The sequence below is a fragment of the Marinobacter alexandrii genome (assembly GCA_039984955.1).
Lineage (GTDB): Bacteria > Bacteroidota > Bacteroidia > Cytophagales > Cyclobacteriaceae > Ekhidna.
On the sequence record JBDWTN010000007.1, the window covers coordinates 1,636,129 to 1,659,795 of the forward strand.

Genomic DNA, 23,667 nt, shown 5'->3' on the forward strand with positions numbered 1-23,667 from the left:
TTGTCTTATGAAAAATACAATCTTCATTGCGCTCATAGCTTTTTCGTTAAGTGCTACCGCTCAAAAACAGATCTCATTTCCGTCGAAAGATGCGATTAGTGTTGTAGCTGATCTGTATGCTTCACATGACAAATCGGCTCCATTCATCATTCTGTTTCATCAGGCAGGATACAGCCGCGGTGAGTATCAGGAAATAGCACCCAAACTTAATGCTATGGGTTTTAACTGTCTCGCCGTTGATCTCAGATCTGGGAATGCTGCCAATGGTATTGAGAATCTTACTACTAAAAATGCCCGAAGTGCTGGTAAGCCAACTAAATATGTGAACACTATTCCAGATATTGAAGCGGCAATCGAATATGTTAAAAGCAATGATTTAGCAAACGAGCACCCAATCATTTGGGGAAGCTCCTATTCTTCTTCTTTGGTATTGAAATGCGCAAGCTATACTGAAGTGAGAGGGGTGCTTTCATTCTCCCCAGGTGAGTATTTCAAGAATGATGGAGAGTCTGGTGACTTCATTACAAGTAGTGTTAAAAACATTAAATATCCGGTCTTCATTACTTCTGCAAAAAGTGAGAAAGGCAACTGGTGGAAGATGTATGAATCAATATCTTCTGAAAAGACTTATTTTCTACCTGAATCTCAAGGTAAGCATGGATCCTCAGCACTGTGGGAAAAGACTAATGGCAATGAAGAATATTGGAAAGCTGTCACTTCTTTTTTAAGTCAATTTCTATGATGCAACCTTGCTCTTGTTAGCAAGTTGCCCACAAGCTGCATCAATATCTTTACCTCGACTTCTTCTCACACTGGTATGAATTCCTCCTTTTATCAAGTGATTGGCAAAACGATCAATGGTCTCCGGGTCCGCTTTACTGAATGACGCCTCTGAGATTGGATTGTATTCAATAATGTTGATCCGAGTGGGCACCCTGCGAGCATATTTCAATAATTTTTCTGCATCCTCAATTGAATCGTTGAAATCATAAAAGAGTATGTATTCAAATGTGATTCGATTACCGGTCTTTTCATAGAAGTAACGCAATGAATCCATTAAAGCATCGAGGGTGTTTGTTTCATTGATAGGCATGATGGTATCCCGCTTCTTATCATCTGCTGCATGAAGGGATAATGCTAGATTAAACTTTACTTCATCGTCCGCCAGTTTAGTGATCATCTTAGCGATACCTGCTGTAGAAACAGTAATTCGCTTAGGAGACATATTCAGGCCATCTTCGGAAGTGATTCGATCAATCCCCTTCATCATTCCTTTATAGTTAAGAAGAGGTTCACCCATGCCCATGAAAACTATGTTAGAAAGTGGTTTTTGATAATGCTCTTCTGCTTGATCGCGAATAGCAACCACTTGGTCATAAATTTCCCCTGCATCTAGGTTTCTCTCCCGCTTCATGTAGCCCGTAGCACAAAACTTGCAACTCAGTGAACACCCAACTTGAGAAGAAACACAAGCGGTCATACGATCATCTGCGGGAATTAACACCCCCTCAATCAAATGTTTATCATGCAATCGAAAAGCGGACTTGATGGTGCCATCATTTGAAAGCTGAGAATTATCTAGTGCAATGTGGTTGATACTGTATTCTTCTTTTAGCTTATCTCTCAATCCCTTTGAAAGGTTCGACATTTCATCGAATGTCTTTGCAGACTTCTCCCACAGCCATTCCCATACTTGTTTAGCACGAAACTTTTTCTCTCCATTGGCCTCAAACCAACTCATTAATCCGTCTAGCGATTCTTTACGAATATCTTGCATTTTGCAAAGGTATGAATATGGTATTGGTTCTTTTACTATTTTCGTCAAGTGACCCTGATTGATAAACTAAATAATACCATTGGGAAGGCTGTATCATGGCTTACTCTTTTGCTGGTTTTGGTAATTGTAGTGGACGTCATCCTTCGATACTCCTTGAGTATGACTTCCGCCGCTTCATTTGAACTAGAGTGGCACCTTTTTGCTATTGTATTTATGCTAGGTGCTTCTTGGGCATTACAAGAAGATAAACACGTAAGAGTTGATGTTTTTTATCACAAATTTTCTGAGGTCTCAAAGGCCTGGGTAAATCTAGTAGGAACCATTGTACTCCTGCTTCCATTTTGTGCCGTAGCTTTCTGGGAATCTTTGTCATTTGTAAAAACCTCTTATCTACTTGGTGAAACCAGCCCACAACCTGGAGGGTTGCCTATGAGATATATCATCAAATCAACAATCCCTATTGGTTTCCTTTTGCTCGGGCTTCAAGGAATTTCATTGTCTATTAAATCGCTTAAAACCATCCTGAATGGACGAAAAAAATAAGAAAAAAGAAGCTGGAGAAAAAACTCCTCAATGGCTCAAAACCATCCAATTAAATAGCTGGGAGGCTGAATTGCTCATATCAGCACTTGTGCTATATGCGTTGTATCAGGTACCAGATTATCTGGACAGGACAGCTTTGCAAAGTTTTGATAGAGGGAGCAGTATGCACAACCTTTTTTCGCTTTTAGAAAAAGCTGTTAAACTATTGAGTTTTGGGTACATCCTTCATATCCTCGTACGAGGAATCTGGGTAGGTTCGGTTGGCTTAAGTTATGTATTTCCCAAAGGTGTAAACCAGGATGCACTTAAATTCAAAGGTCAGTTCAAAAAAGAATTGCAAAAATCTGGCTCTTTGGTAAAGATGGTATTAAGACTTGAAGAACTCTCTTCAATCATCTACGGTATCTCATTTATCTTTTTCGGAACACTTGTAGGATTTACCGCACTTATCTTCTCATTCATTTTCTTCTTTGAGTTTGTAACTCCACTAATGAATGAAAATCCATACTTTGCTGTTCCTGTCGGATTTTTTATCCTTTTCTATTTTCTATTATGCCTAATCGTATTTATCGATTTTTTGACAAACGGATATTTCAGAAGAAAGAATTGGTCTGCCGATTGGTTTTACTACGTTGCTTATTTCTTTAGGATTGTCACTCTATCCTTTCTCTATAGAAGGTCTCTTTTAGTACTTATTTCAAACACCAAAGGCTGGAAATCATACTTGATCCCTTTCATTGTACTTGGAGTGACTGCCGGATTTGTTTATTTAAATGGATCTATTTCTCGTAATAAGACAGAGAACTACTATAAAGCAAGCGCTAGTGGTGATTATAATGGTGCAAATTATGAAAGTACTAGAAACGAACACGATCATTTAGTCACTACTATTCAATCAGACATCATCCAACAAAATACACTTAAAGTATTTATTAGAAATGTCGGATCTTTAGGTGGAGTCTACACTTTTGAAGGGAAACTAAACAAAACTAAATGGGATGTCCTTTCATCAGATTCAGTTTCTGCGTTTTTCAATAAAAGGTTGAGCATTCGTATTGACAGCACAAGAATTTGGAATATCCAATGGTTCAAAACGCAGCATCCAGTAAATTATGAATTTGGATTTACCTCTTTTATAGACATCAGTCAACTTGAAAGGGGCTCTCACTTCTTGAGAGTAGGAATCGATACAACTGGTATGAATAAAGCTGCCAAAAACGTAGTGGAAAAGGAAAACTTCTCCATGCAAGAAATGAGCAACATCTATTTTGTTTACGATAAGCCGTGATAGAGTATCTACCACTCATCCTGTTCGGGGTAATCTTTCTTGCGATCCTAGTAGGTTACCCAGTAGCATTTACGTTGGGTGGGCTATCCATTTTAGTTGGTCTTTTCGTTTTTGATTCAGACTTTTTTTACCTCCTCTCTCTTCGGGTTTATGGCACCATGCAAAACTTTGTTTTGCTTGCAGTTCCTCTTTTTATCTTCATGGGAATCATGCTGGAAAAGTCTGGCATTGCTGAAAAACTTCTTCATACCATGAGCATGCTTTTTGGAAATATTCGAGGTGGTTTAGCGATTGCTGTAGTCGTTGTAGGCGCCATGCTGGCAGCTTCTACTGGTATTGTTGGGGCTACAGTTGTGACGATGGGGCTCATCAGTTTACCTACCATGTTGAAAAATGGTTATGGTCCGAGAATAAGTACTGGCGTCATTGCTTCTTCCGGCACATTGGGTCAAATCATACCTCCATCGGTTGTACTCGTCTTACTGGGAAGTGTTTTAAATGTGTCTGTTGGTGATCTGTTTCTTGCAGCAATTGTTCCCGGAGTGGCACTCGTCTTGATATACCTGATTTACATCATTGTGTATGGGCAAATTTACCCTGATAGAGTACCTAAAGTCTCTAAAGAAAAACTCCAGGAATTTAGAAGCGAAGGTTTTTCCATGGAGGTAGTCAAATCATTCCTTTTCCCTTTCATCTTAATTTTAATCGTTCTGGGATCCATTTTCGCTGGTATAGCTTCTCCCACGGAGGCTGCTGGAGTTGGTGCGTTTGGAGCTATGATTCTTGCTATAATCAGCAAGAAATTTCATGTAAAAATGCTAAAGGAGGTGATGAGGGAAACAACCATGCTCACCTCCATGGTCTTTATGATTTTGGTAGGTGCTACTGCTTTTTCTCTTGTGTTTAGAGGTCTGGAAGGTGATAAATTTCTCTTGGATCTGATTCAGAGTGCTAACCTGAATGCTACTGGGTTTTTAATTTTGGTCATGATCATTGTATTCATTTCAGGATTTTTTATTGACTTTATTGAAATCGTATTCATCATTGTGCCTGTAGTTGCTCCAATCTTTGTTTCATTAGGTATTGATTTGATATGGGTAGGTATATTGCTTGCCGTCAACCTTCAAACTTCATTTCTCACACCTCCTTTTGGTTTTGCCTTGTTCTATCTCAAAGGTGTGGCGCCTCCAGAAGTAAAAACCAGCCATATCTATCAGGGCATTGTCCCATTTGTAATCATACAGTTACTATTTCTTATTCTGCTGATTTTATTTCCTGAGATGATTAATTTGGTAGGATGAACTCCACCGAATTAACATTCATTCTTTTTCTTAGTTATGCATATCGAGACTATAAACTAAAACAAAAAACCAAGACTAAATTGGCTACATGAAAGCACTTCATTTTCTATTTTTTTTCTGCACGTGCGCCTGTGTGTATAGTCAATACAATGTTTCCGAAGGTGTCACCCTAATGGAAGAAGGGCAGAGAATGGAAGAAGAGGGAAATTACAATAGTGCTGAACTTCTTTTTGATTCTGCAGCCGTCATTTTCAATAATGCGGAAGAATATAATCTTTATGTAGAAGCCGTTTCATTTCGCCTGGACATGATGGCTCAATCACAAAAATATAATGAAGCCATATCTATAAGCGAAAAATTGATATTGGAGTATTCGAGCTTAATTTCTGGGGATAAAAGACTCATCGCAATCTCACATAATGCTATAGGATTAAACTATGTAGGAAGTCAAGCCTCCATATCGAAAGGTGTATCCTATCTCAATCAGGCTATGGCAGCTGCCAGATTATTATCAAATTCAGAGCGATTAAAAAGGAAAATTGCATTTAATATCGCCGGAGCATTTTACTATCAAGCGCACTATGACTCTGCTATTCGCTTGTTCCAAGAAATCATTGAAAGTAGCAATAAGAATAAACTTTTGGAAAGTAAGTGTCTTCTCGCCATTGGAAATTGTTATTGGGGATTGGGACGTCTAAACAAGGCCTCATTCCATTATGATGAGAGTTTGTTGTTGCTTCATAGTATGAAAGAGGTAGATAGTTTAGCAATTGGAAAAACACTCCATTCAAAAGGATACATTTTTATGGATTCCAATAAGCTAGAAGACGCTCTTAATACGTTTAAATCTGCTGCAAACTATCTGTCATCTTCACTGCCTCAAATACATCCACATGCTGTTTGGATCTATGGGGATGTAGGAAGAGCATACAACGCCCTAGAACAATACGACTCGGCACTCATTTATCTTCAAAAAGCCTTAAAAGCCAATGTTTATGATTTTGAAAAAATGGATTATCACGAAAACCCAAAATTGACGAACGTAAACGATGTGTTTCAGCAATTTATGATCCTGAAATTAAAAGGAGAAGCATTGTCTGGTAAATACTTGAAAGTTCCTTTGGAAAAGGATTTACAGACACTTTACAATACCTATGATTTAGCAGATCAACAAGTAGATGAAATTCGTATGGGATTGTCAAGTTCTGACCAGTCAAATCTTGGCTATTATTCTGAAGAATTATATTTCAAAGCAATAAGAGATTACATAAGAATTTATGAAAAGTATGGAGATCCTGCAATCCTTGAAAAAATTCATTTTTTCTTCGAAAAGCAAAGTATCACAAGGGTCCAACTAAGATTTTTGGAAGTGATAGCTAAGTCAAGCAATATTCTTCCAGAAGAGATCGCAAATAAAGAAGCTCTTTTAATTTCTAAATTGGAGCGTGTAAAGACGAAAATTCTCAAGCAAAAAAGTGATAAGGGGGACTCCCTACAAATACTTGAAACAACTCGATTTGAGCTTGAGCAATCTCTAGATAGTCTTTTGATTCGAATCAAAAACAAATACCCAAAATACCATCAGACTAAGTATAATTTTAAGCCAGTTTCTTTAAAAACGATTCAAGAAAAACTTAAAAATCTCACTCAAAAAACTGGTGTTGTTTCTTCATATACATCTGGGGAAACATTGTATACTTCTTTGATAACAAAAGACACGGCTGTTTTTTTATCTCAAAAGACAGACGAAAGGCTCGAAGAGGTAGTATCAGAGTTCAGAAAAGAAATACTTGAACAAAAGCCAATAGAAAATTCGAAAAGCAACGACTTATTATATGATTACCTTTTTGGCAGAATTTCTCTAATTCTAGACACTCAAAAAATTGAAACACTTGTAATAGCTCGATCTCCATCATTACAGCTCTTTCCATTTGAATTGCTACATGAGAATAAATTTCTCTTTGAGAAATTCAACATCAGCTATCATTACTCTTCAACAATCTTCGCAGACGAGGAAATCAAAGGTTTGAAAACTGCCAATTCAGACTATCTCGGATTAGCGCCTGACTTTTCTAGCATTACAACTGATACATTGCTCTACAACGAGCAGTATGGCAATTTGCCAGGAGCAAAAATTGAAATTGAAAGTATCTCATCCATTCTCAGAGGACAAGTTCTGACAGATCAGTTGGCCACTGAAGAGGAATTTCGAAAACACAGTTCAGATGCAGGAATCATCCATCTTGCTACTCATGCGGTGATAGATGAGCTCTCACCAGAAGCTTCTTTTCTTCAAATGAGCAAGACTGATACTGTTCAGAAAAAGGACGGGAAGTTGCATTTCTTTGAAATCTATAACCTAAACCTCAACGCCCAACTTGTCACATTAAGTGCCTGTAATACTGGTTTTGGCAAAATTCAAAAAGGAGAAGGTGTGATGAGTCTTTCCAGAGCATTTGCCTACGCTGGAGTTCCTGCTACAGTCGTAAGCCTATGGCCTGCATCTGACAAGTCCACTCCAGAGCTGATGAAGCATTTCTATCAAAATCTAAAAGATGGACAGGCAAAAGATGTGGCGCTCAACAATGCTCGCAAGCAATACTTAGCAACTGCAAAAGGCAAAGCTCGTCACCCATTTTACTGGGGAGGATTCGTGCTGATCGGTGACAATAGTCCGATTGAGGAAGATGCAAACCTTCTCGTCTGGGTAATCCCGGGCGTTCTTGTAATCGTGATGATCCTGACGGTTTATAGAAGGAAACGAAAATCTAAAGTTGCTCCAGAAGTTTAGTTGAAACACTAGCAAACTCAGACTGACCGTTGCTTAGTTTTTCCAAAATTGGAATAGCTTCTTCTTGTTCCTCTTGTTTCAGTTTAATCAAAGCGGTATACCATTGCGCAGCACTTTCATAATCTTTATCGTGAAGGTCGATGACCGCATTAAAATCAGATAATGCGTCTTTATAGTTCTTTATCTGAATCCTGGCAATACCTCTAAATAAATAATCCGCTCCTAAGAGTGAATCAAGTTTGGTAAATTCTACAATCGCCAGCTTATAATTTCTTTGATCATACGCCTTGTATGCTTTTTCCCGAACGGAGGAATCTTCCTGACCTCTAAGGGAAGTAACCTCATAGTTAGGATACACTTCATAGTACTGATCAAATAGTGACGACTCATCACGCATGAGATAAACAACAAGTGAAGAAATCAGCAAAAATGAGGCTGCCACTCCGATAAAGGCAGGATTCATCTTTCTTGCTCGATGACTTCTTTCTTCAAAAGCACTCACTTTCGATTTTAACTCTTTACGGAACTCTTCATTGAGGCCTTCCATGATGCCTAGTTCCTGAGCAAGGAATGCACGTTGTTCAGGAGAAAGTTCTTTTTCAAAAGCTGCTCTCTCCTCTTCAGATAGACTAAGGTATTTTTCCAGTAACTCATCCATCCTCGTTAGTATTTTTCAGCTGTTCTCTAATCTTCTCCAGGCACCTTTTCTTTGATGTTCTAGAAACTCCTTCATTTTTATGTCCCATTAATTTGGAGATTTCAATCATCGATTTCTTTTCGAAATAGAAGTACTTAAGCAATTTCTTACAAGATTCTCCTAGCTGATTAAACGCATTCACTGCAAGATTTTTTGCCTCCTCAAATGTGCTGTGATTTTCAACCCCTTCTCCTAAAAATTGATAGTGCTCTGTCATCCCATCCAAATGATCATCAGCTTTTGCGTCCTTCTGAAACTTCTGTCGGATCTTATTTTTTCCAATTCCAAAAAGGTACGTCTTGATTGTACTTTCAATTTTCTCAAGCATGCCATTCGAAACCTTCTCAAAAAAGATTGTAACCGCATCCTGATAATGATCGAGCGCATCGTCTTCGGATACATTGTACTTATCCATGCTCCAGATCAAAAACTCACTTCGATATGCATGATAGATACGTTCCATCGCTTTTTCATCACCAGAACGGATTTGTTCTAGTATCTGGGTTTCGCTTTTTGAAAAACTAATTCTCACTTATTGGTCTGTGAAATGCTTAAACGTGAACATCACTTCAAATAAAAATAAAAAAAAATCAAAGCCATGTTCACATTCTGCAAAAGCAGTGACTAAGTGTGTAACAAAATCGCAAAAGCCTTATGAAATGAGCATGATTGAGTAATCGCATTTAAGTATGCCTTAGAATTCATGCGAATTCCATGTGCCTTTAGAAAAAAATAGTACACACATGAAAAAAACTTACTTACCCTTATTTCTATTCCTCCTCATTATGCTTGGAGTGGGAAGCGTAAAAGCTCAGCAACCAGAATTGGTTGAGGATATCAATACAAAACTTACTCGAACCTTACCCTCTTTTAGCCAGAAACTGGAATCAATTAATGGCAAGCTCTTCTTCCGAGCGGCTTTGAATGGTACTGAGCTTGGCGTATATGATGGGACCACCTTCGAGCCATTCGAACTTTATGAGTTTGGAAATTCCGAACCTGAAAACTTTACCGCTGTTGGAGAGGTGGTCTATTTCTCTGCAAGAGAAGAAGGAACCGGAGGGGCAGAGCTGTATCAATATTTGAATGGAGAGGTTTCTCTGATTGATATTAATCCGTCCGGAGCTTCTAACCCCGGCAATCTCATTGAATATGATGGAGCACTCTATTTTTCTGCAGAGGATGCAACGAATGGCACTGAACTTTGGAAATATGATGGAACCACTGCTACAGTCATAGATATTCAAACAGGATCTGGAAGTTCAGAGCCAGAATATTTTTATGTGTTCAATAATGAATTATTGTTTTTTGCCGACGATGGAGTAGTTGGAAATGAACTATGGAAATACGATGGGACTAATGTTTCCTTGTTAGAAGATATTCGTACTGGAGCAATTGGGTCAGTGGGGTCAAACGGTCCTTCCTTTGCAAGGAATGAAAACATAGTGGTCTTTCAGGCTTTTAGTGAACTCTATCAATACGATGGCACAAATGTTACTCTTGCTGCAGATATCAATCCCACAGGCGGTTCTACACCCAGGAACATCACCGAATTCAATGGGATTTTCTATTTCAGCGCTTTTGCTTCGGTAGATCAAAGCACCGAATTATGGCAATATGATGGAACCACTGCATCTCTTGTATCAGATATTTATCCTGGATCAGAAAGCTCTCAGGTTAACCGGTTAGTTGCAACAGATGACTACTTATACTTTGTTGCTCGTGATGGAGTTTCTGAAAAAGATTTATACAAATATGATGGTACTACCATCACTTCAATTGATGTGAATCCAAACAATTCGGATCGCAATGGAGAGGCATTTATAGACTTTCTGACTGCTATTGGAAATACCGTTTACTTCCAAGGTTACGGTAGTGTTGAACAACGCTCAGAACTATGGAAATATGATGGGACGACTCTTACAGAAATCGTTATTCGACCAGGAGAAGAAACCTCGGCACCAAGACACATAACTGAACTCAACGGCGAGATCTACTTTACTGCACTAGAAGGATCTGGCACACAAGGATGGCATCTTTGGAGATATGACGGAATCGATGCATCGGTTGTTGTGACTAATGGTATAAATGAGGGATCAAACCTTTTTAATCTGGTTGGTGATGGCGAAAGATTCTATTTCACTGCCACAGAGGATAACATTGAAAGTAATATTTTCACTTCAGATGGCACCATCACTTCCAAAATCTCGGATATCTCTTCCACACCAGTTGGGGAAGAACATTACGAGTTGACTGCATTCAATGGTGGACTCGCATATCTTGGATATGATGATGAAGATGACGGAGAACTCTATGTTTTTTATGGAGCAGATGTACAAATATTCGACATCAACACCGAGGGATCATCAGAGCCCGAAGAATTGGAGGTAGTAAATGATATTCTTTACTTCGCAGCAACAGATACTGATGGTCGTCAAATCTATCAATTCAATGGAACAGAAGTTTCTTTAGCCTTTGATTTGGTTACCGAAGGAATCGGTCAACCACGAGATTTCTATGCCGCCGGTGATGACCTCTACTTCACTGCTCAGAATGCCACTGTGGGGAGAGAGTTATTCAAATTTGATGGCACAGATGTGACGCTTGTAACCGATTTGAATCCGTCATCATCTACTAGTGTTTACGATTTGTTTGAATTCAATGAAATGGTATATTTCGTTGCTAATACACCTAGTGGAAGAGAGCTTTGCAAGTATGATGGCACTGCTGTAGAGATCATTGACATCAACCCTGGTAATGGAAGCTCATTCCCTTTCTATTTTACAGAATATGACGGAAAGCTATTTTTTAGTGCTGATGATGGCTCCAACGGAAACGAGTTTTGGTCATACGATGGGACAGATGCTAGTATAATTGATATACGGCCAGGATCTCTTGGTTCATCTCCTGGAGAATTCACGCAACTAAACGGCGTACTCTACTTTAGAGCACGAACTAATGACACTGGCTCTGAGCTATTCAAATATGATGGAACCTCTGCCTCCCTTGCAAGAGACATTAATGAGGGGAATGGCAACTCCTATCCAAGTAACTTATTTGCTCACGGTCCATATCTTTATTTTACCGCAGCAAATTTTAGTGGTGCGGAAGATCCATTGGGTGATCAGATAGGGCTTTCAATTGCTGAAGATCTAGAAGGGCTTTGGAGATTTGATGGAACTAATCTCGATTTCATCACAGAATTCAATTTAGACGAAGATGATGATAGAATCTTCTTAGGTAACTATGTATATCTCGCTGGAGATACCGATGAACTTGGGACTGAACTTTATCGCATTCGTGCCATCAGCGAAGAAGTCGAGATACTTACGTTTTCGTTGGCAGAACAATCAGAAGCAGCTTCCATTGATGAACAAAACAGAATCATCACCGTGAAAGTGCCTGCTGGAACTGACGTGACTGAGCTTACTCCAGACATTACAATTTCTGAACTAGCATCCATTGATTTAGATGGAGCACAAGATTTTACCAACTCTGTCATTTACACAGTCACTTCTGAATTTGGTAACACGCAAGCCTGGATAGTTACTGTCGATGTAGACAAATATACCGGCACGGATATCCTTTCTTTCGCAGTAGAAAATCAGACTGGAGACGCTAGTATTGATCTTTCTGCTCACATAGTGAGCTTGACAGTATCCAGAGGTACTGACGTCACAAGTCTTGCCCCTGAGTTTACGCTATCTCCTGGGGCATCTATTTCTCCAGAAGGCGCACAAGATTTCACCAACGCCTTTGTGTATACAGTCACGGCAGAAGATGGTAGCACACAGGGATGGACAGTGGAAGTTCAAGCAGAGCAGCTTTCAGGTACGGATATGCTTACTTTCTCCGTTTCAGGTCAAGTAGGAAGCTCTATCATTGATGCTACGGCTCATACCGTCTCAGTGATTGTTCCTTTCGATGCGAACATCACCGCGTTAAATCCGACCATCACTATTTCTGAAGGTGCTTCTATTTCTCCAGAAGTCGCTCAAGATTTTACAAATACTGTGACCTACACCATTGCAGCAGAAAATGGAGGCACGCAAGACTGGACAGTAACTATCACTAAAGAAGATCCGCCACTTGGGTTGGATGATGTGCAAGTGTCGGTTTATCCTAATCCTTCAAGTGACTTTATTCAGGTAGATGCCAAACAAGCAATATCAGTGAAAATGCTCGATTTAAACGGAAGAAGTATTCAATCGAAAGCAGGTAATACCATTCAACTTGACATTCAATCTCTTCAACCAGGTATCTACATTCTCCGAATAAGTGACGGAAAGCAAACCATTAATCACAGAATCATAAAGGCAAACTAAGGAAGCATAGACTAAGCAGCTATGCAAGGGCCGACTCCAGGAGTCGGTCTTTTTTATTTCACTGAGGTGCGTTTCCTAAAATGAATTTAATAATTTAAGGGTCACACTACTACCAATGTTGACCAAGGGAAAATTATTACTTGTATTATGCCTTAGCATTCTGATTTTTTCAGGACATGCCCAAGATCCCGAGTTTCAACGATTCACCAAAGAGGATGGACTTCCCGGAAACTTCGTAAGGTGCTTTCTCAAAGACAATCAGGGTTTTATGTGGATTGGTACTTCTTCTGGGCTATGCAAGTACGACGGATTAGAATTCAAACTCTATACTAAAAAATCGGGGTTTGGCATCTCCAATGATTACATAAGCTGCTTGTTTCAAGATTCAGAAGGGCTTATCTGGATAGGCACCAACAATGGGGGTATTAACGTCTTCGATCCAAAGACTGAATCATTGTCTATTTATCAGCATGACAAAAATGATCCTAACAGTATCCCGGGTGATCGGGTCGGAGTAATTACTGAAGACCAAAACGGAGTGATTTGGGTAGGGTTTGATAATGGAATTGGTCTAAGTAAAATAGACAAGAAAACAGGTACAGTTACCAATTACGATCCTTTTGCATCCATTTCAAGAAAGGGAGCCAAGGCCATACGGACGATTATAGTAGATCAATGGCGTCCTGATACTTTATGGATTGCTACCACAAGTGGTCTCATTTCGTTCGACAAAACGAATGAATCCTTTTATGTGATTGATCACCCACTAAAAAGCGTAAACAGACACGGCTTCTTTGATGCGGATCAGATAGATAAGGATCATATACTCGGGGGCCTTTTTCATGCTGGCACAGATATCTACAACATCAATGAAGATGCCTGGCAGGGAAATTTCGAAGACCTTGAAAAGGAAGTTAGGATTATGGATGTCGTTAGAAAATCTGAAACAGAATACTGGCTTGCAGTTAGAAAAAAAGGATTAGCTCTTCTCGACCTTAAGACAAACAACATTCAATTTGTCCCCTCTGATCTGAAAAACTATGAAACTGTTTTCCCCGGCTTTACCTATGCCGTTTTTTCGGATGAAAACAAGCTATGGGTCGGGGGAATCAATGGATTATCCTTCTACAATGGAATCCAACCAACATTTCCCTTTGACTCTCTTTCCTTTACTCAAGAGCTGTACGGCAGGGTATCGAGTGCTTCGGCAAAATATGACAAGAACTACCTGGCTGGTACTTATGGAGCAGGACTATGGGAAATCGATAAGCTGACCAATGAAAAGAAGATACATGCTTTCGATAATGCCTCTTCAGAGATTATTACTGATATGTTGGAGATGAGCGACAAGATTTTACTGGTTGGACATAGTGGACTAAAACTATTCAATAAGAGGACTGGGCAGGTAAGATCATTAGAAATAGGGCCTTTCATGGATCTTGAATTCTTTATGGAATCCATCCATCCATGGACAGACGAATTTGCCTTGATACTGACTCGACATGGAGGAGCCTTCAAGATACACTTGGAGACATTCGATATTTCCCCATTATTTGAAATCAATGAAAAAGTCATTCCTTATAATCATGATGTTTTCCAGACAAAAGATGGTAAGCTTTGGATAGCTACCGATAAGGATATCCTCATTTATGATCCACAAAATGATTCTATTTCACACTTCAGTCCTACGAGTATGTCCAGCCAAGGAAACAAGCATATTTTGACAATCAAAGAAGACAGACACGGCACAAAGTGGATAGGTACATTAACAGGACTCATCAAGCTAGAAGATGGAAAAGAAACACTTATCAATAGCTCAAACTCAAATCTGCCCTCAGACTATATCCAATCAATCTTATTCGATAAGAATCATGACCTATGGGTAGCCACCGATGTTGGCATCAGCAGAATAGATCATGAGACACTAGAAACTATCAATTACGATAACTCTGACGGGGTAAACTACTCTGGAGCCTTCGAGCGAGTAGACGATCAAATTTTAGTAGGATCTTATGGAGGCTACTCCCTATTTCATCCAGATTCTATCGATTTCAAATACGATCCTCCAAAAGTTTACTTCACTGCTTTCAATGTAGCCAATGAAAAGTACCAATCGGAAAAAGCAATAAACTATAGTGAGCAAATCAATTTAAACTACAATCAAAACTTCATCTCCTTTGGATTCTCGGCACCTTCATTTATACAGCCTAATAAATTGCAATTTGCCTACAAGTTAGAAGGACTGGATAGTGATTGGATTTATTCTGGCAACCGGAGATATGCCAATTATACCAATCTGGATGGCGGTGAATATTCTTTCGCTGTAAAAGCACGCTATGCAGATGGTGATTGGGGGGAAATCAAAACTATTCCCATCAACGTATCCTCTCCCTTCTGGGAAACCTGGTGGTTCTATACACTCTGCTGCCTAGCTATTGTTGGAGCAGGATTTAGCTTCTACAAAACACGCATAAACATCCTGCAACGAAAGGCAGATCAGGAAGCACAAGAATTGAGATTAGAGGCTTTTCAAAAGCGACTTATGGATTTGAATGCCTCTCCGCCAGACCTGGCACTCAACATGGATGAAGTGAATAGCAAGCTATCCACTCCACTATCTGAAAGAGAATTCGAAGTACTCCAGATGAGTTTGGATGGCAAGTCAAATGCGGAAATTGCCGAAGGGCTTTTCATTTCTATGAGTACTGTGAAGTTTCATTTGCGCAACACGTACAGTAAATTAGGCGTAAGCAATCGCAAAGAAGCCTTAATATATGTGGTCAAAAAGCCTTAGTCTAGTTTTTGTTCTACTTCCATGCGTTCTATTTTCTCAATCTGATCTTGCCAAATCAGCCAATGATTTGATAGAAGGTGAGAAATATGAAGAAGCCATTACTCGAGCAGATTCCCTATTGAGATTGCCTCAATTCTACGAAGACTATTACTACCTCTATAGCAGAAAAGGTGATGCCTACTACTATCTGGCTGATATCAAAAACTCGCTGAAGAATTATCTACTATCAATAGAAGAGCCCCAAATTTTGCTTTTAGAAAATCAAAAAGCACTTCAGGAATCACTTAGCAATGTTGGGTTTTGCTATAGTGAACTAGGCATCCATGAAAAGGCCTATACATATTACCAACGCTCCTTTAATCTGGCTGTTGAGTTGAATGATAGCACAGAAGTAGCAATTGGATATTTCAATATGTCTAACGCACTCTTGAAACAAGGGGATTTGCAGCGAGGTATGCAACTATTGGAAGAAGCCTATGCCATTGACAAGCAAAGAAAAGATACGGCCGCAATCGGATTCGACCTTAATGCACTTGGGTATGCTGCGCTCGAACTCAACAATGTAGACCAATCGATAAAGTACTTCAAAGAATCCATTGCATTACTTCAAAAAAGTACCGGAAACTACAATTCTCTGGGCACACGATACAACAATCTTTCAAAAGCTTTTCTGAGAAAACAGGCATGGGATAGTGCGTTGTACTACAATCGAAAATCCATTCAAATTCATGAAGAATTGAATGATGAAATCAATCTGGCCGAACGATGGGTGAATAGAGCCGTGATTCTCAATAAAATGAATCTCCCGGCTGAAGCGATTAATTGGGGAACAAAGGCAAAGGAAAAAGTAGCATCTCTCGAGAAAAGTGACCTGATTCTAAAAGCCAATCATACACTAATTGAATCCTATGAAAAACAAGGCAAATTAAATGCAGCACTTACACTGGCAGAGAACAATCTAAAACTTGCCGGCCAAGTTCGTTCCTTAGGCCAATCACTCATCGCTCAAAAAAAATACGCCTCATTACTGGCAAAAGTGGGAAGATCAAATCAAGCGTATGAAGCGCTCAATTTTGCAAATGTCCTTGCAGATTCTATCAATACCATTGACGCACAAAGAGCTACTTCTGAACTTGCTGTAAAATATGAGGTAGATAAAATTGAGAATGAGAATGAGATTCTAAAGCTTCAAAATGATGTTGCTAGTGCTCAATTAGCAAAAGAGCAAACGACTAATTTTTGGTTGACATTATTGGTGATAATAACTGTATTGGCTGGTGTTGTTATTTCGTATGTTTTCATTTCCAGAAGTAAAATCAAAGAGCAATTAATGCAATCTGAAATCAGTGAGTTGAGGCTGCAGATCAAACAACTGATTGACTATAAACCAGAAGAATCTAGTATCTCTCTGGAGCAAATTAATAAAGCACTCAAAGAACCTTTGAGTGAGAGAGAATTTGAAGTTTTGCAAATGGCTATGACTGACAATAACAACAGTCAGATAGCGGAAAAAATCTACGTATCTACTAATACTGTGAAATTCCATCTCAAAAACATCTATCAAAAGCTAGGCGTTTCCAACCGAAAGGAAGCATTGAAATTCGCCTTTCAGGCAACTTCTGGGTAATATATAACCCTATCAGGATTTTGAATCCTGATAGGGTTAGCTGGATAAATCGACAAAATGAAAAATACTCCGCCACTCGAACCAGAAACATATTACCATATCTACAATCGTGGCATTAATGGAGAGCCTATTTTCAAACGTGAAGAAAACTACACCTACTTTCTCGGTAAATATGACAAATACATTTCCCCAATCGCACACATATGCGTATTGTCTTTTAAATAATCATTTTCATTTTTTGATAAGGACGAAAGGTGAATCTGAGATATTGGAAAATAGTTCTGTTAAAGAAACTGTCCCAGAAGTCAATCCTATCAGGGTTTTGAACCCTGATAGGGTTTCTAAATACATCAGCCTTCAATTCTCCCATTTCTTCAACGGTTACACTCAAGCTATCAATAAACAAAATGATCGTACTGGCAAACTATTTGAGTTGCCATTTCGAAGGATAGAAGTAAACAATGACGCCTACCTTTCCATGCTCATCTATTACATCCATTCCAATCCCCAGAAGCATGGATTGATAGATGACTTTCGAGAGTGGCCTCACTCCTCTTATCATAGTCATTTAAGCGATCGTCCTACTAGTTTGAGCAGAGAAGAAGTGGTGGAATGGTTTGGAAATAGGAAAGCCTATCTGGATTTTCATTCTTCTTTTCAGGATGTAAGAGAAATTAATTCGGTGCTATTAGATTAACCCTATCAGGGCTTAGAACCCTGATAGGGCTGTTTTTCATAAAACCACCCACCAGGGTAGGTCAAAACTAGCCCATAAGGTCAGGCGATTTTTTAAGGTATTGCAGCAAGTTTGATTTCGAACTTTAAATCGCAATGCCTTATGAAAAAATTAGTACTACTTACATTTCTTCTTTCAACATTCTCAATAGTCCAAGCTCAAATTGCTGGAGGCATCTATTCTATAGGGGCAGGAGAAGATTATGAAACCTTAGTAGCCGCTTTGACAGACATCAACACAAACGGTATCTCAGGAAATGTCACGCTGGAATTGGTGGATGGACACGTAGAAGATGCTTATTTGCCTATTAGTAACTATCCAGGGAATTTTGATTTTGAGCTCACAATAAGACCAGAGGCCGGTGCTACTTCTGTACAGTTAATTAGTTCTGCAAATAGTTTTGTTATCGAGCTCTCAGATGCGACAAACGTCATCATTGATGGACGTGCCGGCGGAGTTGGTGAACCCGTGATGGAGATCAAAACTTTTGAAGCTGCCAGATTCGAGGCTATTCGCATAGCTCGATCCGCTAGTAACGTACAAATTAAATATTGCAAAATACAATTTGGCGGCTGGGGTATCGCTACCAATGGCAATTTTATTCAGACTGATATATTAATTGAAAACTGTGTTTTTTCCACGCCAGAGATTACTACACCGAAAGGCATGTATGCCGTGTTTGTAGTTAATGGTAACGTTGTTATTAGGAACAACTCTTTTCAAAGTCCAAACTTGAACTATACACCAGACGGAATCTCAGCATACTCGGCAATCCGCTCCAGGTCTATTGCCGAAATTTACAACAACTTTATTTCAGTAGGACATGTAGCCTCAGATGAACTATACGGTATTCATATTGAGCGTAATGGTACTGCTGAAATCTCGCATAATACCATTGCGTTTCAAGGCGGATCTGCCAGTAATGTTACCAACAGTGTATTCCCTCTTTTCTTCAATCACGGAAGCGGAGTAACTATTCAAAATAACATTATTTATAATGGTTTTGATTGTGATGGGGACTGTAATAGGGGAGCTATTAAATTTGATACTTTTCGAGGAGGAAGTCTAGCTTTAAATGACAATGCCATAGGTGTATCCACCAGCAATACAGCCCCATTTAATTTTTATTTTCTTGATGGTGAGTCGGCCAATATTTTGGAAAACTTCCCTAACAATAATTTTGTTGGAAGTGGTTCTTTTAATTTTGTCGATTTCCAACAAAATGATTTAACGATCACCGAAAGCACATTGAATAGCACCTCAGTATTTCGCACCTCCAATGATGCCGATATTGCTACGGACATTTTTGGGAATGCCAGGAATCCTTCTATTAAAACAAAGGGAGCTGTAGAATCTCCCTTTTCGGATGGGGATAACAATATCTACACCATGTCGGCACCAGAACTGTCAAGCATTACGCTTCAAGACATTGGAAACTCTGGAAGAATCAACATTGAGGTAGAAAACCCCACTACTGACCTCACATTCACACCAACCTTCACACTTGCTCCTGGGGCCACTATAGATCCTGAAGGAGGGCAACCATTTGACTATAGTCGAGTGGCTAATTTTACAGTTTTCTTTGATGTGACTGCTGCCAATGGAATAGATGCTAAGAGGTGGATACTTAGTGTGACAGGAACGAATCGCTGGCCAGCAGGCACATACAGTGTTGGTACAGGTGGAGATTTCGAAGACCTGGAAAGTGCTAGTAACTCATTCGCCATATTTGGAATCGAAGGAGATGTAACGCTCGAATTAAAAGATGGGTATTCTGCAAATTGGGATTCTTTTTTCCAAGGAGCTGGCATAGATGAGCACACCATCACCATAAGACCTGAGGTTGGCGCTACTGAAATAGCACCATTTTTTCAAAACGTAGGAGGTCGTCATCTCATTATTGACGGTAGGCCAGGTGGTGTGGGTCAATCTGTACTATCTTTCAAATCCCTTCGCGTAAATATGTTTAGTGGTGCGTCTTCTGCTCAAATACGATATGTTAAATTTTTGAGATTAAATGGTATCAATAGTGGAAACTTATTTGGACTACAAGTAAGAGGTGGGACCGGAGATGTATTAGTTGAACATTGCGAATTCAATACAAATGGGTTTGAGCAAAGAGGAACCTTACAAGGACTTATCATTGATGGTGCCGGAAACGCTCGAATTTCTAATAACAAATTCTATAACATTGAGCACAATTCTAGTGGAGAAAGTCGATCCATCGATGTATTAGGAGAGATAGGAAAAATCGATATAGTAAACAACAGCATAAGCCTGGGATCCACACGAGCTCTCAATATTTACGGAATACAACTAAACAATCAAGTCACAGGTGAAGTCAATATTCTTCACAACACCATCAACATAGGTGGAACCAGCAGCGGAAATACATCAGCCATGCTGATCTCTGGCGATCCTTCAAGCCTCAAAATCAAGAACAACATGGTGTCCTTAACAGGTGGGGGAAGTAGAACAGGATTAAGCTGGACGAATGGTTCAGGTACCAGAGATATCGATTTTAACAACATCTCCGGTATTGAACCGATTGCTTACAATTCTGGCGATGTGGTAGCAAATACAGCAGATGACTTCAAATCCAATTTTATCAATTCAAGCTCGGAAGATGTAACCTTCACAAATGCTTCCGTTGGCGATCTCTCTTTATCTGCAAGCTTGAACAACAACTCACAGGTTAGAACAGTATTTGACGCCAGCCTCCCTGAAGACATAAATGGTACTACAAGAAGTTCTTTTCCTATGAAGGGGGCTTATGATGCCCCAGGAAGTGGATTTAACGATATTCTTAGTTTGAATTTTGAGGGTGCTTCAGGTCTGACTCTTGATGCAGAAAATGCAACTGTTTCTGTTGATGCTGACCCAGCACTTGACAGAAGTAACCTAGCTGTTGATATAACTATTCCACCTGGTGCTTTCATTTCTCCTGACCCATCTGTAGGTCAGGATTATACTACCCCAATGACATTCACGGTTACTTCCGAAAATGATATTGACAAGACCTGGATGGTAACAATGCAAGATGCTCAAGTTGCTCCTTCAGGCCTCAGCTTGTCAACTAACGATGTGGTAGAGAATACACCAACGAATACCACTTTTGCAACCTTCGTCACAACAGATGGTAACTCAGAGGACACACACACCTATGAGCTTGTAGCAGGAGAAGGAGATGACAGGAACAACCGATTCACGATTGTAGACAATGGCTTACAATCAACCGCCGGGCTTAACTTCGAAGGTTTCAATACTTTAAGTATCCGTGTAAGAACCACCGACAATACGGGTCTTAGCTTTGAAAAAGCACTAATCATAGAAGTGACTGACATTAATGAAGCTCCAGAAGATCTGTATGTTGATGAGAATGAGTGGGACGAAGGAATTGCTGCCAATACGGCATTCACGGATTTATTAGTTGATGACGAAGACGAAGAAGATTCATTTACTTTTTCGTTTGTAAGTGGGGATGGGGATTCAGACAATGATAAGTTTGATTTAGACGGAGCGAATCTCATCACCTTGGTTGATTTTGATTTTGAGTCTCAAAATGAATTTTCTATAAGAGTGCGTGTTACGGACTTAGGTGGATTAATGTACGAATCAATCATTGAAATATTCATTTACGATATAGAGGAAGTACCAACAAATATCACTCTCAGTTCAAATAATATAGATGAAAACAGTCCTCCAGGAACAGTCGTAGCTAATTTATCTACCGAGGATGATGATGAAGCAGATACTCATACTTACTCCCTAGTTGTAGGAGATGGAGCTGAAAACAATAATGCTTTCCAAATATCTGGTGATCAATTGCTGAATGAAGGAGACCTCAATTTTGAAACAAAAAGTAGCTACAATATTCGTATTCAAACCGATGATGGCAATGGAGGAACTTTCGAGAAAGCATTTATAATCAGTATCAATAATGTTAATGAAGCGCCTACGGATATTTCTCTTGCCAATAGTACTGTGGATGAAAGTAATCCAGTTGGCACATTGATCGGCTTGCTAGATGTTACAGATGAGGACTTGACTGACAACTATACCTATTCACTTAAAGGAGGTGTGACAGACAATGAATCATTCGGCATAGATGAAGATCAATTGGTTACGACTGTTGAACTGGATTTTGAGACAAAAGCATCCTACACCGTGGAAGTAATCGTTACCGATCAGGGGGGATTGACTTTTGAGAAAGCCTTTATCATTACGGTAAATGACCTTCCTGCCCAGATAACTTCGATTGTTTTGGATGGCACCACCATCAATGAGAATGAAGCAACCAACAGTGCAGTAGGGAATCTTTCTTCTTTCGGTGAAGACCTTTCTGGAAGCTATACATATACCTTTGCCGCTGGTACTGGCGATGAAGACAATGCTTCGTTCTCTCTCTCCGGCGATCAGTTGCTTACATCTGAAAGCTTCAACTTCGAGGCGAAGAGCATCTACAGCATTCTAATCATGAGTGATGATGGGAGTCTTACCGGAACACAGGTCTTCACCATTAGCATAAATGATGTAAATGAAGCTCCTACAGATATGGATTTAGTTGGAAACAGCATCATGGAGAATAACACTGTTGGAGAGGTCATTGGAAGCTTAAGCGCTACGGATGAAGATGCTGGAAATAGCTTTACCTATAGCTTGGTAGCAGGAGTTGGGGATACGGATAATGCCGCGTTCTCCTTCTCTGGCGATCAACTTCTCGCGGCTACTGTTTTTGATTTTGAGGCGCAATCAAGCTACACGGTACGTGTGGAAACCAACGACGGAAACGGCGGAACGTATCAGGAATCCTTTACCATTGAGATCTTGAATGAGAATGAAAGCATTGTTGCTGCCAATCCAATAGCAGATCAGGAGTTAGATGAAGGGTTCTCTTCCCTGGAAATTGATCTGGCAGCTGTTTTTGTTGATACGGACGGTGACGTTCTTTCTTTCTCCGTTTCCAGCTCAAATACAGCGGTTGTCACAGTGAACAATACGGTATCAACCCTTACCATTACAGAAGTTGGAGGTTTTGGTTCTTCTACTATAACTGTAACTGCGGATGATGGGTCTGGTGTAACTACTTCGGATGCATTTGAGGTGACCGTGGTAGAAGTCAATGAGGCACCTATTGTTGCAAACTCTTTCCCGGATGGTTTTGGAGCTCCAGAAGGGTTTGGCATGACTCAAATCAACTACGGGGATGTATTCTCAGATCCTGATGGTGATGAACTTACCATAACGGTATCCAGTAGTGATAAGAGTGTGGTAACTGTTGAGCTTATACTCAACAACCAGTTTTCGGTAAACGAAGTTGGGGTAGGTGTAAGTACCATTACCGTAACTGCAACAGATGGCGATGGTGCATCAGCTAGTGATACATTCACTTTCACCGTCACAGAAGCTCCTCTGGGATTTGAAGATGAAATAGCTATCGAAGTATATCCAAATCCAGCAACTGACTTTGTAAACATCCATGCAAGTGAGCAGATGACGATTTATCTCACCAACTCGAAAGGACAATCCATCCAATCTGATACTGGACAAGCTGTACGAATGAATGTGAGTGAGCTCAGTTCGGGGGTTTATTTCTTGAGAATCACCAATGGTGAGTCTACCACATACAAACGAATCATAAAGGCAAACTAAGGCAGCATTAGCTATGGCTATTGCGATAGGCCGACTCGAGGAGTCGGCCTTTTTTTATAAAGCCTATCATCATTTGTTCACATTTCACAAATGACATGATAAAGAATCAAAGCAATTACACCAATAAACCTAATCT

14 protein-coding genes are annotated in these 23,667 nt (G+C 39.7%); 11 read left to right on the forward strand and 3 right to left on the reverse strand.

What is annotated here, in order from left to right; all coding sequences use genetic code 11:
- The first annotated feature begins 7 nt into the window (after positions 1–7).
- Complete coding sequence (locus ABJQ32_13610) at positions 8–742, forward strand: dienelactone hydrolase family protein (GenBank protein ID MEP5290680.1); 735 nt, start codon at positions 8–10, stop codon at positions 740–742.
- On the opposite strand, the gene rlmN is transcribed toward ABJQ32_13610, so the two are convergent.
- The gene (gene rlmN / locus ABJQ32_13615; GenBank protein ID MEP5290681.1) at positions 737–1,777 is read right to left on the reverse strand and encodes a 23S rRNA (adenine(2503)-C(2))-methyltransferase RlmN; all 1,041 of its coding nucleotides are present in this window, start codon (positions 1,775–1,777) and stop codon (positions 737–739) included. The genes ABJQ32_13610 and rlmN overlap by 6 nt on opposite strands.
- A gap of 48 nt (positions 1,778–1,825) precedes the next feature.
- Here rlmN and ABJQ32_13620 point away from each other — a divergent pair, with 48 nt between their 5' ends.
- The 4 genes from ABJQ32_13620 to ABJQ32_13635 all read left to right on the forward strand — a co-directional run bounded on the left by ABJQ32_13620 (position 1,826) and on the right by ABJQ32_13635 (position 7,700).
- Complete coding sequence (locus ABJQ32_13620; GenBank protein ID MEP5290682.1) at positions 1,826–2,320, forward strand: TRAP transporter small permease subunit; 495 nt, start codon at positions 1,826–1,828, stop codon at positions 2,318–2,320.
- Positions 2,304–3,608 (forward strand): hypothetical protein, encoded by a 1,305-nt coding sequence (locus ABJQ32_13625; GenBank protein ID MEP5290683.1) that lies wholly within the window; start codon positions 2,304–2,306, stop codon positions 3,606–3,608. The genes ABJQ32_13620 and ABJQ32_13625 overlap by 17 nt, the downstream gene beginning before the upstream one ends.
- Complete coding sequence (locus tag ABJQ32_13630; protein MEP5290684.1) at positions 3,605–4,909, forward strand: TRAP transporter large permease subunit; 1,305 nt, start codon at positions 3,605–3,607, stop codon at positions 4,907–4,909. The genes ABJQ32_13625 and ABJQ32_13630 overlap by 4 nt, the downstream gene beginning before the upstream one ends.
- A gap of 88 nt (positions 4,910–4,997) precedes the next feature.
- On the forward strand, positions 4,998–7,700 hold the full coding sequence (locus ABJQ32_13635; GenBank protein ID MEP5290685.1) for a CHAT domain-containing tetratricopeptide repeat protein: 2,703 nt from the start codon (positions 4,998–5,000) through the stop codon (positions 7,698–7,700).
- Here ABJQ32_13635 and ABJQ32_13640 read toward each other — a convergent pair.
- Positions 7,678–8,358: a hypothetical protein gene (locus ABJQ32_13640; GenBank protein MEP5290686.1), complete on the reverse strand. Its 681-nt coding sequence runs from the start codon at positions 8,356–8,358 to the stop codon at positions 7,678–7,680. The two genes, ABJQ32_13635 and ABJQ32_13640, sit on opposite strands and share 23 nt — an antisense overlap.
- Positions 8,351–8,929 (reverse strand): sigma-70 family RNA polymerase sigma factor, encoded by a 579-nt coding sequence (locus ABJQ32_13645; GenBank protein ID MEP5290687.1) that lies wholly within the window; start codon positions 8,927–8,929, stop codon positions 8,351–8,353. Before ABJQ32_13645 ends, ABJQ32_13640 begins: the two co-directional genes overlap by 8 nt.
- Positions 8,930–9,140: 211 nt before the next feature.
- Between ABJQ32_13645 and ABJQ32_13650 the strand changes: the two genes are divergently transcribed.
- From ABJQ32_13650 to ABJQ32_13675, 6 genes are all read left to right on the forward strand, one after another.
- The gene (locus ABJQ32_13650) at positions 9,141–12,722 is read left to right on the forward strand and encodes a DUF5018 domain-containing protein (GenBank protein ID MEP5290688.1); all 3,582 of its coding nucleotides are present in this window, start codon (positions 9,141–9,143) and stop codon (positions 12,720–12,722) included.
- A gap of 115 nt (positions 12,723–12,837) precedes the next feature.
- Positions 12,838–15,516 (forward strand): two-component regulator propeller domain-containing protein, encoded by a 2,679-nt coding sequence (locus ABJQ32_13655; GenBank protein ID MEP5290689.1) that lies wholly within the window; start codon positions 12,838–12,840, stop codon positions 15,514–15,516.
- A complete protein-coding gene (locus tag ABJQ32_13660; protein ID MEP5290690.1) occupies positions 15,497–17,143 on the forward strand; it encodes a LuxR family transcriptional regulator in 1,647 nt (548 codons plus the stop codon). Before ABJQ32_13655 ends, ABJQ32_13660 begins: the two co-directional genes overlap by 20 nt.
- A gap of 57 nt (positions 17,144–17,200) precedes the next feature.
- The gene (locus tag ABJQ32_13665; protein ID MEP5290691.1) at positions 17,201–17,368 is read left to right on the forward strand and encodes a hypothetical protein; all 168 of its coding nucleotides are present in this window, start codon (positions 17,201–17,203) and stop codon (positions 17,366–17,368) included.
- Positions 17,369–17,381: 13 nt separating this feature from the next.
- Positions 17,382–17,840 (forward strand): hypothetical protein, encoded by a 459-nt coding sequence (locus ABJQ32_13670; protein MEP5290692.1) that lies wholly within the window; start codon positions 17,382–17,384, stop codon positions 17,838–17,840.
- 141 nt (positions 17,841–17,981) lie between these two features.
- Positions 17,982–23,531 (forward strand): cadherin domain-containing protein, encoded by a 5,550-nt coding sequence (locus ABJQ32_13675; protein MEP5290693.1) that lies wholly within the window; start codon positions 17,982–17,984, stop codon positions 23,529–23,531.
- The last annotated feature ends 136 nt before the right edge of the window (positions 23,532–23,667 follow it).

Coding starts and splice junctions, on each gene's coding strand:
- ABJQ32_13650 (MEP5290688.1), top strand. CDS start 9,141: ATGAAAAAAACTTACTTACCCTTATTTCTATTCCTCCTCATTATGCTT.
- ABJQ32_13640 (MEP5290686.1), bottom strand. CDS start 8,358: ATGGATGAGTTACTGGAAAAATACCTTAGTCTATCTGAAGAGGAGAGA.
- rlmN (MEP5290681.1), bottom strand. CDS start 1,777: ATGCAAGATATTCGTAAAGAATCGCTAGACGGATTAATGAGTTGGTTT.
- ABJQ32_13660 (MEP5290690.1), top strand. CDS start 15,497: ATGTGGTCAAAAAGCCTTAGTCTAGTTTTTGTTCTACTTCCATGCGTT.
- ABJQ32_13635 (MEP5290685.1), top strand. CDS start 4,998: ATGAAAGCACTTCATTTTCTATTTTTTTTCTGCACGTGCGCCTGTGTG.
- ABJQ32_13610 (MEP5290680.1), top strand. CDS start 8: ATGAAAAATACAATCTTCATTGCGCTCATAGCTTTTTCGTTAAGTGCT.
- ABJQ32_13625 (MEP5290683.1), top strand. CDS start 2,304: ATGGACGAAAAAAATAAGAAAAAAGAAGCTGGAGAAAAAACTCCTCAA.
- ABJQ32_13655 (MEP5290689.1), top strand. CDS start 12,838: ATGTTGACCAAGGGAAAATTATTACTTGTATTATGCCTTAGCATTCTG.
- ABJQ32_13675 (MEP5290693.1), top strand. CDS start 17,982: ATGAAAAAATTAGTACTACTTACATTTCTTCTTTCAACATTCTCAATA.
- ABJQ32_13665 (MEP5290691.1), top strand. CDS start 17,201: ATGAAAAATACTCCGCCACTCGAACCAGAAACATATTACCATATCTAC.